At 60.9% G+C, this 15,851-nt stretch carries 12 protein-coding genes and 1 other RNA gene; 10 read left to right on the top strand and 3 right to left on the bottom strand.

Annotated features, from left to right (window positions below):
• Positions 1-53: 53 nt before the first annotated feature.
• Together I6L40_RS10630 and emrD are read left to right on the top strand one after the other, a co-directional pair.
• Positions 54-716: a glutathione S-transferase family protein gene (locus I6L40_RS10630; RefSeq protein ID WP_071911507.1), complete on the top strand. Its 663-nt coding sequence runs from the start codon at positions 54-56 to the stop codon at positions 714-716.
• A gap of 261 nt (positions 717-977) precedes the next feature.
• Positions 978-2,174 (top strand): multidrug efflux MFS transporter EmrD, encoded by a 1,197-nt coding sequence (gene emrD, locus I6L40_RS10635; RefSeq protein ID WP_005333920.1) that lies wholly within the window; start codon positions 978-980, stop codon positions 2,172-2,174.
• Between the two features lie 84 nt (positions 2,175-2,258).
• On the opposite strand, the gene I6L40_RS10640 is transcribed toward emrD, so the two are convergent.
• On the bottom strand, positions 2,259-3,167 hold the full coding sequence (locus tag I6L40_RS10640) for a LysR family transcriptional regulator (protein WP_071911505.1): 909 nt from the start codon (positions 3,165-3,167) through the stop codon (positions 2,259-2,261).
• A gap of 161 nt (positions 3,168-3,328) precedes the next feature.
• Here I6L40_RS10640 and fdhD point away from each other — a divergent pair, with 161 nt between their 5' ends.
• Entirely contained in the window at positions 3,329-4,126 is a 798-nt protein-coding gene (gene fdhD, locus I6L40_RS10645) for a formate dehydrogenase accessory sulfurtransferase FdhD (protein ID WP_216994235.1), read from the top strand.
• Positions 4,113-6,404: an FdhF/YdeP family oxidoreductase gene (locus I6L40_RS10650; RefSeq protein ID WP_216994236.1), complete on the top strand. Its 2,292-nt coding sequence runs from the start codon at positions 4,113-4,115 to the stop codon at positions 6,402-6,404. The genes fdhD and I6L40_RS10650 overlap by 14 nt, the downstream gene beginning before the upstream one ends.
• A gap of 173 nt (positions 6,405-6,577) precedes the next feature.
• On the opposite strand, the gene ssrS is transcribed toward I6L40_RS10650, so the two are convergent.
• Together ssrS and zapA are read right to left on the bottom strand one after the other, a co-directional pair.
• Positions 6,578-6,760, bottom strand: a non-coding RNA gene (gene ssrS / locus I6L40_RS10655) — 6S RNA.
• 16 nt (positions 6,761-6,776) lie between these two features.
• Positions 6,777-7,109: a cell division protein ZapA gene (zapA, locus tag I6L40_RS10660; RefSeq protein WP_033116026.1), complete on the bottom strand. Its 333-nt coding sequence runs from the start codon at positions 7,107-7,109 to the stop codon at positions 6,777-6,779.
• Positions 7,110-7,282: 173 nt separating this feature from the next.
• On the opposite strand from zapA, the gene I6L40_RS10665 reads away from it, so the two are divergent.
• From I6L40_RS10665 to gcvP, 6 genes are all read left to right on the top strand, one after another.
• The gene (locus I6L40_RS10665) at positions 7,283-7,852 is read left to right on the top strand and encodes a UPF0149 family protein (RefSeq protein ID WP_033116025.1); all 570 of its coding nucleotides are present in this window, start codon (positions 7,283-7,285) and stop codon (positions 7,850-7,852) included.
• A gap of 177 nt (positions 7,853-8,029) precedes the next feature.
• Positions 8,030-9,280, top strand: coding sequence for a 2-octaprenyl-6-methoxyphenyl hydroxylase (ubiH, locus tag I6L40_RS10670; RefSeq protein ID WP_216994237.1), 1,251 nt, complete (start codon positions 8,030-8,032; stop codon positions 9,278-9,280).
• 108 nt (positions 9,281-9,388) lie between these two features.
• Positions 9,389-10,657, top strand: a complete 1,269-nt coding sequence (locus tag I6L40_RS10675) for an FAD-dependent 2-octaprenylphenol hydroxylase (protein ID WP_216994238.1) — start codon at positions 9,389-9,391, stop codon at positions 10,655-10,657.
• Positions 10,658-11,074: 417 nt separating this feature from the next.
• Positions 11,075-12,172, top strand: a complete 1,098-nt coding sequence (gcvT, locus tag I6L40_RS10680) for a glycine cleavage system aminomethyltransferase GcvT (protein ID WP_216994239.1) — start codon at positions 11,075-11,077, stop codon at positions 12,170-12,172.
• 89 nt (positions 12,173-12,261) lie between these two features.
• Positions 12,262-12,651, top strand: a complete 390-nt coding sequence (gcvH, locus tag I6L40_RS10685; protein ID WP_033116021.1) for a glycine cleavage system protein GcvH — start codon at positions 12,262-12,264, stop codon at positions 12,649-12,651.
• 260 nt (positions 12,652-12,911) lie between these two features.
• On the top strand, positions 12,912-15,788 hold the full coding sequence (gcvP, locus tag I6L40_RS10690; RefSeq protein WP_216994240.1) for an aminomethyl-transferring glycine dehydrogenase: 2,877 nt from the start codon (positions 12,912-12,914) through the stop codon (positions 15,786-15,788).
• Positions 15,789-15,851 lie beyond the last annotated feature (63 nt).

Here is a 15,851-nt window from a genome sequence, read left to right on the forward strand (position 1 = left end):
CATCAGGATGTTCCGTTTTTCGTGTGATCAAATCAGCAAGGAAGGAGTGAAGGATGATCGACTTTTATACCGCCGCAACCCCCAATGGCTTCAAGGTGGCCATTGCACTGGAAGAGCTGGGATTGCCCTATCGGGTTATTCCTCTCGATCTCTCGGCACTGGATCAGAAGAAGCCGGAATTTTTGGCCATCAACCCCAACGGCCGCATTCCGGCCATCGTCGATCGGGATAATGACGATTTTGCCGTATTCGAGTCGGGCGCCATCCTTATCTATCTGGCGGAGAAAACGGGCAAATTGTTGCCGGCGGACCCCAAACGCCGCTCTCAGGCCATTCAGTGGTTGATGTTCCAGATGGGCGGGGTAGGGCCCATGATGGGGCAGGCCAACGTCTTCTACCGCTACTTCCCCGAGAAGATCCCCGCCGCCATCGAACGCTACCAGAAGGAGGGGCGCCGCCTGTTTGAGGTGCTCGACAGCCATCTGGCTCATCACGAATATCTGGCGGACGAGTACAGCATCGCCGATATCGCCACCTGGCCCTGGGTGCGGATTTATGACTGGAGCGGCATCTCCATCGAGGGGTTACCCCATCTGCAAGCCTGGATGGATCGGATGGCCGAGAAGCCTGCCAGCCAGAAGGGGATCACCATACCGCCGCGCAAAGAGCAGCCGGATGAGCTGATCAAGCAGGCACAACAGATGGTAACACGTTGATTTTGAACCGCAGACGGGGCGTATTGCCCCGTAATATTAGAAAAACTAAGGCAAGCCGATTATAAAGATTCGTTCGTTTTCTGTGAGCTGAATCACTATGATGCCCCCATACCACCAAGCGTCCTGTGCGGTGGTCTGGCGGGCTCCCCGCCTACTGTTTCCAACACTGTTTTTGATTGCATCACAGCCTCTGTGATCAGATTCCTCTGGGCCATTTTGTGCCAGAGGGCGGCAGCATTTTTTCGATTTTTTGGGACTGATATGGATCGGCACAGTTTTTATCCGTTGTTTTTATTGACCATTCTGATGGTCGCTGTGGGCCAGATGACCCAGACCCTTTATGTCCCCTCCATTCCCATGATGGCGGGGGACTTCAATGTGGCCTCGGGCCAGTTGCAGGCGGTGATGGCCTGTTATCTGATCCCCTATGGCCTCTCCCAGTTTGTCTACGGACCGCTGTCGGATCGCATCGGCCGTCGTCCGGTGCTGATCGTCGGCATGATGGTGTTTCTGGTGGGCACCCTGATCATTCAGGTCATCCCCCATTTTGCCGCCCTGCTGGTGGGCAGCTTTATTCAGGGGCTGGGTACCGGTGCCGGTGGCGCCATGAGCCGTACCGTGATGCGCGATCGCTACAACGGTGCCGAGCTCAACCGCGCCAACAGTCTGGTCAGCATGGGGGTGATCTTCTCCCCGCTGCTGGCACCGGTGCTGGGTGGCTGGCTGACCGAGCTGTTCAACTGGCGTGCCGGTTACTGGTTCCTGTTCGGTTTTGGTGCCGTAGCCACTCTGGCGATCATGGCCTGGTTTGGTGAGACGCTGCCTGCTGCTGCCCGTCAGCCACTGCGCGTCGGTGCTGCCTATCGCCATGTACTGGGCAACCCCAAGTTTCAGGGTAACCTGCTCTGCCTGATGGCGACCTTTGCGGGACTCGCGGTATTTGAAGCGGCGGCCGGTGTGCTGCTGGGCGATGTGCTGAAACTGAGCGCCCGTACCGTGAGCGTGCTGTTCGTGCTGCCGCTGCCCGGCTATCTGTTCGGTGCCTGGCTCTCTGCCAAGCTGAGCTTCCGTTTGACTCAGGGCAAACTGATGCGTCTTGGCATCGCCTTTCTGGCGCTCGGTTCTCTCATCATTCTGGTACCGGGGCTGTTCGGGGTGGTGAGTGCCGCCTCGCTGGTCGGTGGTGCGGCTGTCTACTTCATTGGTAGTGGTATTCTCTACCCGACCGCCACTTCCTGTGCCATCGAGCCCTTCCCGGGTCAGGCCGGCACCGCGGGTGCCATTCTCGGCGGGATGCAGAATCTGGGGGCCGGTGTGGTGACCCTGCTGGCGGCCGGTTTCCCGATGACCGGTCAGGTGACGCTGGGGGCCATCATGACCCTGATGGTGCTGATCGTGGCGCTGAGTTTTGTCTGGCTGCGCCACCACGGCTCGCCGCATGAGCAGATGGCGATTTGATGCCCGCGCTTGTTCTCTGAAAGCCCGCCTTCTGGCGGGCTTTTTCTTTGCCAGAACCGAATGAGGTCTACCGCTCGTCCTGTGTCAAGGCGCGTTTGCCGGTTCACCTTCTGCTACCAGTTCAAGAAAGGCACGCATGGCGGGGGTAATGCTCTGCTGGCGGGTCAAAAAGGCGGTATGGCCGATATTCTCCAGCGGAGCGAGTGGTAGGCAGACAAGATCCGAGAGCTTGCTGGCAGAGCGGGCGAGGCCGGCGCTGACGATGGCCCAGCCCAGCCGGTGGCGTACGGCGCTGACCAGATGGAACAGCGAGTCGGTCTCCAGTACCACGTTGAGCGAGATCCCACCCTGCTCGGCGGCGCGATCCAGATATTGACGAAATTGCATGGTGCGGCTGGGCAGCACCAACGGCTGTTGCTGTAGTTCAGCAAGCGCAATGTCGCCGCTGTGCGGGTACAGATCCGCTTCGTCACGGTTCATCAGCACCGCCATCTGGTTGGCGCCTTGCGGGTAGACATGAAAGGCGCGCCGGCCAGCTCCGCCGGCGGGTTCATCAAATCCCAGTCCGATATCGCACTGATGCAGTTCCAGCTGTGATAGCAGGGTTTCGTTGCTGAGCACCGACAGGCGAATGGCGATGTCGGGATAGCGCTGCTTGCAGCGGGCGATAAACGGCATGATGTCGAGATTGGACTGGGGCACGATGCCGATGCGCAGGGTGCCGGAGAGTTCGCCTTGGAACAGCGCCAGCTCCTGCTTGAGCGCCTCCTGTTCCAGCAACATCCGTTCGGCATACTGGCGTACCAGCTCGCCAGCCTCGGTCAGGGCGACAAACTGGCTGGTGCGTACCACCAGATCGGTGCCGACACTCTTTTCCAGGGCAGTAATGCTGGCCGAGAGGGTGGGCTGGGTGATGTGGCAGGCTTTGGCCGCTTTGGCAAAATGCCGGTGTTTGGCTAGCTCGTGAAAGTAGTGAAGTTGCTTGATATTCATCTGGTTGTAGTGGAGGCAGTGGAACCGGCTATTGAAGAATTAATCAATTGAAAAAACATCTTCGATAGAACAACTCTATCAGGATATAGATTTATTTCATTGGTTTTGCGTCAGTCGCCTCTCTAAACTTGAATGCAGTTTGCATTTTTAGGCCAACCTGCATGCCTGCCCATTCTCCCGTCGTAACCCCCGCCAACTTGCCGTCACTGGGTCATCTGGTGGAAGAGGTAGCCGTAGCCATCAACATCAATGGCATCAACCACGCGGTGATGATGGCGACCCCGGACGATCTCGACGACTTTGCCGTCGGCTTTCTGTTTGGTGAGGGGATCATCCGGCATAACCACGAAGTCCACGACATCCAGGTCGCGCCAGCCGAACAGGGTATTGTGCTGGATGTGACCATCGCCAACCGCTCCCTGGCCGCTCTGACCGAGCACAAGCGCCGGCTGACCGGGGTGACCGGCTGCGGTATCTGCGGCGCAGCGGCGGTAGAGCAGGCGTTGCCCGCACTGTCGGTGCTGCCGCTGACGCCGCCGCTGGATGGGGCATGGCTGGCGGGGCTGCGTGCGCAGATCGCCCTGTGGCAGCTCAAGGGACAGCAATACGGCGCCCTGCATGCGGCGCTGGCGCTGGATGCCGAGGGGCGGATCCTGCATTGCCGGGAAGATATCGGGCGCCACAATGCCCTCGACAAGCTGATCGGCCTGCTGCTGCGTCAACACAGTGCGTGCGACACCCTGGTGGTGACCAGCCGCTGCGGCAGCGAGCTGGTGCAAAAAGCCGCCCGCTTTGGTGCCCGTCACTTCATCTGCCTGGCATCGCCCAGCCAGCTGGCGGTCAGGCTGGCCCTCAAATACAACCTCAACGTCGTTCATATTCCCAAGTTTGATGCCCCGGTCAGCTATTCGAGCTATCGCCCGGCGGATCCCATCGGAGAGTGCCATGAGTCATATTGAAAAGCCCGCCAAAGCCGGCGGTTTTTCGTCCCTGCAATCCACCATGAAACAGGTGTTGCGCAGCCAGAAGACCCGTCAGAACATCAAGAACCTGCTGCGGGTCAACCAGACCGACGGTTTCGATTGCCCGGGTTGTGCCTGGGGTGACAACGACCACGGCACCTTCCAGTTTTGTGAAAACGGCGCCAAGGCGGTGGCATGGGAGTCTACCGGCAAGACGGTGGGGGCCGAGTTTTTCGCCGCCCATTCGGTGCGCCAGCTGGCCAGCCAGAGCGACTACTGGCTCGAGTATCAGGGGCGGCTGACCGAGCCGATGCGCTACAACCCGGCGACCGATCACTATGAGCCGGTAAGCTGGGACGATGCCTTCACCCTGATTGCCGGCACTCTCAAGGGGCTGAATAGCCCGGATGAGGTGGAGTTCTACACCTCAGGGCGTGCCAGCAACGAAGCTTCCTATCTCTATCAGCTGTTTGGCCGCCTGTTTGGTACCAACAACTTCCCCGACTGCTCCAACATGTGCCACGAGGCGAGCGGGGTAGCGCTGATCCAGTCTGTCGGCATCGGCAAGGGGACTGTGGTGCTGGATGATTTCGAGCAGGCCGATGCGGTGTTCGTCTATGGCCAGAATCCGGGTACCAACCACCCGCGCATGATGAATGCCCTGCGCCAGGCGGCGCGCGGCGGCTGCAAGATCGTCAGCTTCAACAACTTGAAAGAGGTGGCGCTGGAGCGCTTTGCCAGCCCGCAGAGCCCGCTCGAGCTGCTGACCCCGGCGGCCACCACCATCAGCCACCAATACCTGACGCCGAAACTGGGTGGCGACATGGCCGCCATCCGCGGCATGGCCAAGTACATCCTGGAAGAGGCTCCGGAGGCGGTGGATCGCGACTTTATCGCCCGCCACACCCGCCACTTTGCCGAGTATGAGGCGCAGGTGCGTGCCACCGACTGGGCCATGATCGAGCAGCAATCCGGCCTGACCCGCGCCGACATCGTGCAGGCTGCCCGGGTCTTTGCCGCCAGCCAGCGCATTATCAGTTGCTGGGCCATGGGGGTGACCCAGCACCTGCACTCGGTTGATACCATTCGCGAAATCGTCAACCTGCACCTGATGCGTGGCCAGATTGGCAAGCCGGGAGCGGGACTCTGTCCGGTACGGGGCCACAGCAACGTGCAGGGCAACCGCACCATGGGGATCAACGAAAAGCCGACCGCTGCCTTTATCGACCGGCTCGAGCGTCACCTGCAGGTGAGCCTGCCGCGGGCCCGTGGCCACAACGTTTACGAGGCGCTCAAGGCGCTGGACGAGGGCAAGAGCAAGGTGCTCATCTGCCTGGGTGGCAACCTGGCGGCAGCGGCGCCCGATACCGACTTCACCTATGGGGCGATGAAAAGGGCCGAGCTCAACGTGCAGATCAGCACCAAGCTCAACCGCAGCCACCTGCAGGTGGGCAAAGCGGCGCTGATCCTGCCCTGTCTCGGCCGTACCGAGCTCGATATCCAGCGCAGCGGCAACCAGAAGATCACGGTGGAGGACACCTTCAGCATGGTGCACGCCTCGACCGGTGCGGCAGAGCCGGTGTCGCCGCTCTGCCTCTCCGAGACTGATATTGTGGCTCGGATGGCTCACGCCACCGTGGGCAGCGAGCGGGTCGACTGGCTGGCCCTGCGCGATGACTATGCTCGTATTCGCGATCTTATCGAGCAGACCATCGCCGGCTTTGCCGATTTCAATGCCCGCATCCAGCAGCCGTGTGGTTTTCATCTCGATAACTCCGCGGCGCTGCTGACCTGGAATACCGCCAGCGGCTGCGCCGAGTTTCGTGCCAGCACCCTGCCGCAATCAGTGTTGCCAGAGTGTACCCGCCATGCCGAGCAGATGGCGGATCAGCCGGTACTGCTGCTGCAGAGCCTGCGCTCTCACGATCAGTACAACACCACCATCTACGGCATGGATGACCGTTATCGCGGCATCAAGGGCCAGCGCAACGTGGTGTTCATGAACGAGGCGGATGCTCGCCAGCTTGGCTTTACCGAAGGGGAGCGGGTCGACATGGCGGCCATCTGCAACGATGGGCGCGAGCGCAGCGTGACCGGTTTTGTGGTGGTGATCTACGAGATCCCGCGTGGCAACATCGCGGCCTACTATCCGGAAACCAATCCGCTGGTGCCCATCGACAGTATCGGCGCCGGCTCGTTTACCCCCACCTCCAAGTCCATTCCGGTGCTGGTGACAGCCTCCCGCCAGCCAGAGAACCTGTTGCTGGTCAAATAAACGGACTAACGCGGCTGGCTGCGCTCACCGTCTGCACTTTGAATGCCGTGATGCCCCGGATGAACAGTTCATCCGGGGCATTTTTCTGGTGTGCGGGGCTGGGGGGTTGGCTGGTTGCGTGGACAAGCAGGAAAAGAAAAAGCCCGTCACATGAGTGACGGGCTTTTTGCAGTTGGAACCCCGGAGATGCCGTTGCCGGTTTGGGCCCTTGAACCGTCGGTTCAAGGCGGGGTTCGGATCTGACCGCAGGCTTCTCGGTCGTGCCGAGCATGCGCAATAGCCAGAAGGCAGAACCCCTGTTTGGTATGAATATCGGCTCGGGGACTTGAACCGGCTGACAAACACCCCAGGGTATTTCAAAACAGTTTGCGATTAGGGCTGCTGCCCCTCTTCGCTGGAATCGCCATATTGACCGTGCTCGATCAGGGCCGCTTCGATAGTGCGCTGCAGCATCTTGATCCGCTTGTCCATGGTCTCAGAGTATTGGTGGTTCTTCTCTTTTTCAAGACAGAGCTCATGGCAGAAATTAAGCGCCGCCATGACCGCCAATTGCTCGTTGCTGGAGACTTTGGAGCGTTGACGCAGGTCGATCAGTTTATCGGTCAGCTGGTCGGCGGCCTGGCGCAGGGCATCCTGCTGTCCCAGGGGACAGGATACCTTGTAGGGACGTCCCAAAATGACGATTTCTACGGCCTCTGTGCTCATGCCTTCCTCAATACGGCGGAGCTGATTTCCGCCTTTATCCACGTGGACAACTGGGCGGGACTATATAGCGCAGATACATAAGTTTCAAGGCCTTGCTGGCTCTGGAAGAGGGAGAATGCTAGGATCCTGACCATTAATTCTGCAAATTTGCCTGAACTTTGAGCGGATCCTCTATGAGCAAAACAAACCCCCTTAAATATGCGGCTGTGGCCGACATCATGGAGCAGCATGAGCTGATGGCCAGTGCAGTCGAGGCCCATGGTGTGATCTGCGGTCTGGTGTGTGGTGGTGTGGCACTGGATGAGAAGAGTTGGGTCCCCCATTTCAACGATTTGGTGAACGACGGTTTCGGGCTGCCGGCCCCGGTGCGCCAGGTGATGACCGATCTTTATCACAATGTGGTCGAGAGCCTGATGGCTCAAAAAGGGGTGGAGTTGTTGTTGCCAAGCGATGATGCTCCCCTCGATGAGCGGATCGATGCGCTGGTGGACTGGTCACAGGCATTTCTGGCCGGTTTCGGTGTAGTGCAGCAGGAGCTGTCGCGTGCGTCGGAAGAGCTGCAGGAGATGATCCAGGATATCGCCAGCATCACTCAGGTCTCTGCCGAGTTCGATCAGGAAGATGACGAGAACGAAGCCTCCTTCCTGGTGCTCTACGAACACGTCAAGCTGGGGGTCATGATGGCCTTCGAAGAGTTTGGCAAGCGCCCCGATACCCCGAGCGCGCCGCCGACCCTGCACTGATAGATTGTTGCAGGCAAGCCAGCCTCCTTTTGCAAGAGCGCCAACAGGCGCTCTTTTTGTCAGCCATATTCTGGCTAACCCTGTGAGCCATAACCGCTTTTTTGCCCTCAAGCGCACATCCGCCGGTCGCCTTTGTGGTAGCATGAGGCCACGTTTTTCACTTCTCCCTCTCTGCTTATGCCCCAATCTGATGTGCGACAGGTCGATGTGACGCTGGTCGGTGGTGGAATGAGTGGTGCCGTGCTGGCCCTCTCGCTGGCGGCCCTGCGCAAGCCGGACGGCTCGCCCCTCGACATCCTGCTGCTGGAGGCGAGTGCCCCCGAGGCGCAACCATCCGCAACTCCTGCTCACCCCGGTTTTGATGCGCGCGCCATTGCGCTCTCGGCTGGTACCTGCGAAGCCCTCGAGCGGCGCGGGCTCTGGCCGCTGTTCGCTTCCCACTGCGCCCCCATTACCCATATCCATGTCTCGGATCGCGGCCACAGCGGTCAGACTCGTCTCTCGGCGGCGGAGTATGGGCTGCCTGCGCTCGGTCAGGTGATCGAGTTGGCGGCGGCGGGCAGTGAGTTGCAGCGGGCGATGGCCGCCATTTCGCACATCAAGGTGATCTGTCCGGCCAAATTGCGCGAGGTGGCGCCACGGGAGGAGGGGGTGACTCTCACCCTCGAGAGCGGTGAGCAGATTGATACCCGCCTGCTGGTGGCTGCAGACGGGGGCAACTCCTTCGTGCGCCAGCAATTAACGCTGCCGGTGAGCCGTCACGACTATGAGCAGAGCGCCATCATCGCCACCGTTAAAACCCAGCAGGATCCGGCGGGCCGTGCATTCGAGCGCTTTACCGAGAGTGGGCCGCTGGCGCTGCTGCCGATGCAGGGCGGCCTCTCTTCGCTGGTGTGGAGTGTCAGACGGGACGAGGTGGATGAGCTGATGGCGCTCGATGATGCCGCCTTCCTTGCCCGCTTGCAGCAGGCCTTTGGCTGGCGGCTCGGTCGCTTCGAGCGATGTGGCGTGCGTAACATCTATCCGCTGATCCTGACCGCCTGTGACTACCCGCTGGCCCAACGTACCGTACTGGTGGGCAATGCAGCGCATGCCCTGCACCCCATTGCCGGGCAGGGTTTCAACCTCGGCATGCGGGATCTCGACCTGCTCACAGGGGCGGTGGCCAAGGCGCTGGCGGAGGGCGAGGATATCGGCAGCTTCAAGGTGCTGAGCGGTTACTGGCAGCAGCGTCAGCGCGATCAGGAGCAGACCGTCTGGCTCACCTCTTCGCTGGCTCAGCTCTTCTCCAACAGCCACGATCCGCTGGTGTTTGGGCGCAATCTTGCGCTCTCCCTGATGGGGCGCCTGCCTTGTCTCAAGGCGCCGCTCGCTGCACGAACTCTGGGGTTCGTTGCCGATCTCTGTAGCAATAATCAGCAGCAATAAATCGCCAGAGTTCAACAAAGAGCCCAGCAAAGAGTCCAACAGTTGCAAACGGGGAGGCCAGGCTGCCTCCCTCTGCTGGCCGATGGCCAGCCATGAAAGGATGAGATAATGCAGATGCAAAGTGTCGATGTGGTGATTGTCGGTGGTGGCATGGTGGGCCTCGGGCTTGCCGCTGCCCTCAAGGAGAGCGCCCTCAAGGTGGTGGTGGTCGAGGGGCAACTACCCGACCCGCAGCTGGGGGAGGTGGCCGACAATCGGGTCAGCGCCCTGAGCCTCGCCAGCCAGCAGATCCTGCGCCATGTTGGCGCCTGGGACGGCATTGAAGCGCGCCGCCTGCAGGCCTACGACAAGATGGCGGTGTGGGAGCAGGACAGTTTTGGCCATATCGACTTCGATGCCGCCAGCCTGCGTCAGGCCAACCTCGGCCATATCGTCGAGAATCGGGTGATCCAGCTGGCGCTGCTTGAGGCGACTGAAGGTGTCAGCAATATCCAGCTGCTGACCCCCGCCAGAGCCAAGAGCCTGCAGAGCGGCCCGGCGGGCGCCCTGCTGCTCCTTGAAGATGGTCAGGCCATCTCGGCCAAACTGGTAGTTGCTGCCGATGGCGCCCACTCCTGGGTACGCCGTCAGGCTGATATCCCGCTCACCAGTTGGGATTATGGCCACCACGCCCTGGTGGCGACGGTGCGCTGCGCCGAACCCCATGAAGCGGTTGCTCGCCAGATCTTCACCCCGGATGGCCCGCTCGCCTTTTTGCCGCTGTGGAAGGAGAACCTCTGTTCTATCGTCTGGTCGCTGCCTGCGGCCCGTGCCGAGGCGCTCTGCGCCTGCGATGACGAGCAGTTCAATCGCCAGCTCACCGCCGCCTTCGATGCACGGCTCGGTCTGTGCAAGGTGGAGGGGCCGCGCAGCGCGATTCCTCTTACCGCCCGCTATGCCCGCGATTTTGCCCGCGAGCGGCTGGTGCTGGTGGGTGATGCCGCCCACACCATCCACCCGCTGGCAGGGCAGGGGGTCAACCTCGGCCTGCTGGATGCTGCCGCGCTGGCCGAACAGATCCTGCAAAACCATGCCATGGGCGAAGATATCGGCCTGCTCGCCAACCTGCGTAGCTACGAGCGTTGGCGCAAGAGCGAGGCGGCTCGCATGCTGGCGGCGATGGAGGGGCTCAAGCGGCTGTTCAGCGGTGCCAACCCGCTCAAGAAGCTGGTGCGGGGCGTGGGATTGCGCGCGGCCAACCTGCTGACTCCGTTCAAGGAGGGGGTAATCCGTGCGGCCATGGGGCTGGAGGGTGAACTGCCGGCACTGGCCCGTCTTGACGGGATTGTGGCGGCTGTTACGCCTGCACCTACCCGGCTAAAAGGTGAAAAAAACTAATATTACTGGCCGCTTTTGGCAACAAAAGTAATCCGACAAGGCTGATGCCCCATTTTGGGCATCAGCCTTTAATTTTGGTGTGTGGCGAAACGTTTTTCTGCAAATTGTGACGAAACGGTAAAAATCAAAATTTAATCTCGGCTATGGCCGCTTGAGGCTGTTTTTATCGCGCCATTTATCTTAGTGTCTTGAGTCAGTTTACGGGGAGGGGATTAGTTTTTTTTGAGCGGCACGCTCGACGGCTTGTCATATAATCCGCTCCGTTCAAGGAATCCCTCTTGCCTGGCAAGGGCAGGAGCGAGCCACACCCTGTGATCCGATAGTATTCCCGCTGCGGCGCAGCGCTGCCGGGGTGAAGATGCGGATCGCAAGGGCTGTCGCTGAAGCGAAAAGGCTTTTTGCTAAGGAAAGAATGCGATGATCCAGACTACAGTACTGCATCCCAAACACCTGGAAGCGGGCGCCAAGATGGTGGACTTCCACGGTTGGGAGATGCCCATCAACTACGGCTCCCAGCTGGAAGAGCACCACGCGGTGCGCAGCGATGCCGGCATGTTCGACGTCTCCCACATGACCATCGTCGATTTGACCGGCGAACGGGTCAAAGCCTTTCTGCAACACCTGCTGGCCAACGACGTGGCCAAACTCACCGTCTCCGGCAAGGCCCTCTACAGCGGCATGCTCAACCCGGAAGGCGGGGTGATCGATGACCTCATCACTTATTACCTGACCGATACCTTCTACCGACTGGTAGTCAACTCCGCCACCCGCGAGAAGGACCTGGCCTGGATCCGCCATCACGCCATCGACTTTGATGTCACCGTGACCGAGCGCCCCGAGCTTGCAATGATCGCGGTGCAGGGGCCCAACGCCAAGCTCAAGGTGGCTACCGTGCTGAGCGCCGCCCAGCGCACTGCCGTGGTGGGGATGAAGCCCTTCTTCGGCGTGCAGGCTGGCGATCTCTTTATCGCCACCACCGGCTACACCGGCGAGGATGGTTATGAAATCGTGGTGCCGCAAGAGAAAGCCTGCGAGCTGTGGCAGGCACTGCTGGATAACGGGGTCGCCCCGTGTGGTCTCGGTGCCCGCGATACCCTGCGCCTCGAAGCTGGCATGAACCTCTACGGTCAGGATATGGACGAGTCAATCTCTCCGCTCGCCGCCAACATGGCCTGGACCATCGCCTGGGAGCCGACTGATCGCAACTTTATCGGCCGCGCTGCGCTGGAAGCCCAGAAAGCGGCGGGCAACCAGCCCAAGCTGGTGGGCTTGGTGATGGAGGAGAAAGGGGTGCTGCGTGCCGGCATGCCGGTCACCTTCACCGCGGCAAACGGTGAGAAGCGGGAAGGTGTGATCACCTCCGGCTCCTTCTCGCCCACCCTCGGCTACAGCATCGCGCTGGCGCGGGTGCCCCGCGATATTGGCGAGCGGGCCGAGGTGGAGATCCGCAAGAAGCTGGTCACCGTGAAGGTCACCAAGCCTGCTTTCGTGCGCAACGGCCAGAAGCTGGCATAACCCCCTTACATTTGCAGGCGGGCAGGCGTCCGCCTGCCCGATTTAGCAATGAGCGTTTCAACCCGACTCAAAGATCAAAGGAAACAGAGATGAGCCATATCCCGAGCGAACTGAAATATGCCACTTCCCACGAGTGGATCCGTGTCGAAGGCAACGGTGAGGCCGTGGTCGGCATCACCGAGCACGCCCAGGAGCTGCTGGGTGACATGGTGTTTGTCGAGCTGCCGGAAGTGGGCAAGCAGGTGAGTGCCGGTGACGACTGCGCCGTGGCCGAGTCGGTCAAGGCTGCCTCCGACATCTACAGCCCGGTGAGCGGCGAGATCATTGCCGTCAACGAAGAGCTGGAGGGGAGCCCCGAGCTGGTCAACTCCGACCCCTACGGCGCAGGCTGGCTCTATCGCATCAAGCTGGATGACGCAGGTGAACTGGCCAACCTGCTGGATGCCGAGGGCTACCAGAACGTGGTGGACGAAGAGTAATGCCCTTGGGCCCTGCGAGTGCGGGGCCTATTTGTATGGCTGCAGGCCCCGGGTCTGCAGGCGGGTGAAGTGACCCATATTCAACCCTCAGGTACGGTTTGAGGTCTGTTTACAGGGTGACCCCCGGGATGCCCGTGAGCATCCGGTACCACTTTGTTCTGACAGCGGCATAGCGAACATGAGTGAAGCCGGCACGGCTGGCTATCAGCACTGTCTATACAGGATTTATTAGCAGGACCTATTTATCAGGAATCAGGGAAATGACCCAGTCACTGTTTGAACTCGAACAAAAACACGATTTTGTCCGCCGCCATATCGGCCCGGGCGAGGAAGAGCTGCGCCAGCTGCTGGCGACCGTCGGGGCCGAGAGTCTGGACGATCTGATTGCCCAGACCGTGCCCGCCGCCATTCGCCTGCCGGGCCCGCTCGGCATCGGTGCCGGCATGACCGAAGTGGAGGCGCTGGCCAAGCTCAGGGGTTATGCCGCCCAGAACAAGATTGCCAAGAGCTATATCGGCATGGGTTATCACGATACCCATGTGCCCCATGTCATTTTGCGCAACGTGCTGGAAAACCCGGGCTGGTATACCGCCTACACCCCCTACCAGCCCGAGCTGGCACAGGGCCGTCTCGAAGCCCTGCTCAACTTCCAGCAGCTGACGCTGGATCTCACCGGCATGGATCTGGCGAGCGCCTCCCTGCTGGATGAAGCGACCGCCGCCGCCGAGGCGATGGCGCTGGCCAAGCGGATGGCCAAGTCCAAATCCAACCTCTTCTTTGTGGCCGATGACGTGCACCCGCAGGTGATCGACGTGGTCAAGGAGCGCGCGGTGCACTTTGGTTTCGACGTGGCGGTCGGCGCCGCGAGCGATGCGGTGAGCGAAGAGGTGTTCGGTGCCCTGTTCCAATACCCCACCACCACAGGTGAGGTGAAAGATCTGCGTGCTCTGATTGCCGCAGTACAGGCCCAGAAAGGGTTGGCCTGCGTCAGCGCCGATCTGCTCTCCCTGCTGCTGCTCAAATCCCCGGGCGAGCTGGGTGCCGACGTGGTGTTGGGCTCCGCCCAGCGCTTTGGCGTGCCCATGGGTTACGGTGGCCCGCACGCCGCCTTCTTCGCTACCCGCGATGCCTACAAGCGCTCCATGCCGGGCCGCATTATCGGCGTTTCCAAGGATGCCCGTGGCAAGGCCGCGCTGCGTATGGCTATGCAGACCCGCGAGCAGCATATCCGCCGCGAGAAAGCGAATTCCAACATCTGTACCGCTCAGGTGCTGCTGGCCAACATGGCGAGCTTCTACGCCGTCTACCACGGCCCGGTGGGGCTGAAAACCATCGCCTCCCGCGTGCACCGTCTCACCACCATTCTGGCGCTCGGCCTCAAGGCCAAGGGTGTGGCCCTCAAGCATGCCAGCTGGTTCGATACCCTGACCGTGCAGACTGCCGACAAAGCGGCGCTGATCGCCAAGGCCGAGGGGCTGGGCATCAACCTGCGCGCCGATCTGGATGGCGCGGTAGGGGTGTCACTCTCTGAAACAACCACCCGCGCTGATGTGGTCGAGCTGTTCGATCTCTTCCTCGGTCAAGGTCACGGGCTCGATATCGAGGCTCTCGACAAGGCGGCTCAGGCCCATCATGCCATCCCGCAGGATCTGCTGCGCACCGACGCCGTGCTGACCCACGAGGTGTTCAACAAGTACCACTCCGAAACCGAGATGCTGCGTTATATCCACCGCCTCGAAGCCAAGGATCTGGCGCTCAACTACGCCATGATCTCCTTGGGTTCCTGCACCATGAAGCTCAACGCCACCGCCGAGATGATCCCGGTGACCTGGCCCGAGTTTGGCAAGTTGCACCCGTTCGCTCCGCTGGCGCAGGCCAAGGGTTACCAGCTGCTGCTGGCCGACCTCGAAAACTGGCTGGTGAAGGTGACCGGTTACGATGCGGTCTGCATGCAGCCCAACTCCGGGGCTCAGGGTGAGTACGCTGGTCTCTTGGCCATCAAGAAGTACCACGAATCCCGCGGCGAGGGGCATCGCGACATCTGCCTCATTCCGGCTTCTGCCCATGGTACCAACCCGGCCTCTGCCCAGATGGCGGGGCTCAAGGTGATCGTCACCGCCTGTGACAAGTCCGGTAACGTGGATCTCGATGACCTGCGCGCCAAGGCCGCCGAGGCGGGGGATCAACTCTCCTGTCTGATGGTGACCTACCCCTCCACCCACGGGGTGTATGAGGAGACCATCAAGGAGGTGTGCGACATCGTTCACCAGCACGGTGGTCAGGTCTATCTGGACGGCGCCAACATGAACGCGCAAGTCGGGTTGACGGCGCCGGGCTTTATCGGGGCGGACGTCTCTCACCTCAACCTGCACAAGACCTTCGCCATTCCTCACGGCGGTGGCGGCCCGGGCATGGGCCCCATCGGCGTGAAGAAGCATCTGGCACCGTTCGTGGCCGGTCACGCCGTAGTCAAGACCGACAAGGAGAGCCGTGATAACGGCGCCGTGTCGGCCGCACCGTTCGGTTCGGCCAGCATCCTGCCCATCAGCTGGATGTATATCGCCATGCTGGGGGACGAGGGGCTGAAGAGATCCACTCAGGTGGCCATCCTCAACGCCAACTATCTGGCCAAGAAGCTGGGTGAATCCTTCCCGGTGCTCTATTCCGGCCGTAACGGCCGGGTGGCTCACGAGTGCATTCTGGATATCCGCCCGCTCAAGGAGGCTTCCGGCATCAGCGAGATGGACGTAGCCAAGCGGCTGATGGACTACGGCTTCCACGCACCGACCATGAGCTTCCCGGTGGCGGGCACCCTGATGGTCGAACCGACCGAGTCGGAATCCAAGCGCGAGCTGGACCGCTTCGTCGAGGCGATGACGTCCATCCGCGCCGAGATTGCCAAGGTGCAGGAGGGGCAGTGGAGTCTCACCGACAACCCGCTGGTCAATGCGCCGCACACCCAGGATGATGTGATGGATGCAGAGTGGAATCGTGGCTACAGCCGCGCCGAGGCGGTTTTCCCGTCCGAGGCCGTGCGCGCCGCCAAACTGTGGCCATCGGTCAACCGTATCGACGATGTGTATGGTGATCGAAACCTGTTCTGCGCCTGCATCCCGACCGAGGATTACGCCAAATAAGGACGTGCCCGGAGTAAGCCTATAAACAACAGGGCCACCCAAACGGGTGGCCCTGTTTGCTAT

The organism is Aeromonas sp. FDAARGOS 1410 (genome assembly GCF_019048745.1).
GTDB classification, from domain to species: Bacteria; Pseudomonadota; Gammaproteobacteria; order Enterobacterales; family Aeromonadaceae; genus Aeromonas; species Aeromonas jandaei.

Excerpts from the sequence above, each read along its gene's own strand:
- emrD (WP_005333920.1), top strand. The coding sequence starts at position 978 with ATGGATCGGCACAGTTTTTATCCGTTGTTTTTATTGACCATTCTGATG.
- ubiH (WP_216994237.1), top strand. The coding sequence starts at position 8,030 with ATGCCCCAATCTGATGTGCGACAGGTCGATGTGACGCTGGTCGGTGGT.
- gcvP (WP_216994240.1), top strand. The coding sequence starts at position 12,912 with ATGACCCAGTCACTGTTTGAACTCGAACAAAAACACGATTTTGTCCGC.
- gcvT (WP_216994239.1), top strand. The coding sequence starts at position 11,075 with ATGATCCAGACTACAGTACTGCATCCCAAACACCTGGAAGCGGGCGCC.
- I6L40_RS10675 (WP_216994238.1), top strand. The coding sequence starts at position 9,389 with ATGCAGATGCAAAGTGTCGATGTGGTGATTGTCGGTGGTGGCATGGTG.
- zapA (WP_033116026.1), bottom strand. The coding sequence starts at position 7,109 with ATGAGCACAGAGGCCGTAGAAATCGTCATTTTGGGACGTCCCTACAAG.
- I6L40_RS10650 (WP_216994236.1), top strand. The coding sequence starts at position 4,113 with ATGAGTCATATTGAAAAGCCCGCCAAAGCCGGCGGTTTTTCGTCCCTG.
- I6L40_RS10630 (WP_071911507.1), top strand. The coding sequence starts at position 54 with ATGATCGACTTTTATACCGCCGCAACCCCCAATGGCTTCAAGGTGGCC.
- fdhD (WP_216994235.1), top strand. The coding sequence starts at position 3,329 with ATGCCTGCCCATTCTCCCGTCGTAACCCCCGCCAACTTGCCGTCACTG.
- I6L40_RS10640 (WP_071911505.1), bottom strand. The coding sequence starts at position 3,167 with ATGAATATCAAGCAACTTCACTACTTTCACGAGCTAGCCAAACACCGG.
- gcvH (WP_033116021.1), top strand. The coding sequence starts at position 12,262 with ATGAGCCATATCCCGAGCGAACTGAAATATGCCACTTCCCACGAGTGG.
- I6L40_RS10665 (WP_033116025.1), top strand. The coding sequence starts at position 7,283 with ATGAGCAAAACAAACCCCCTTAAATATGCGGCTGTGGCCGACATCATG.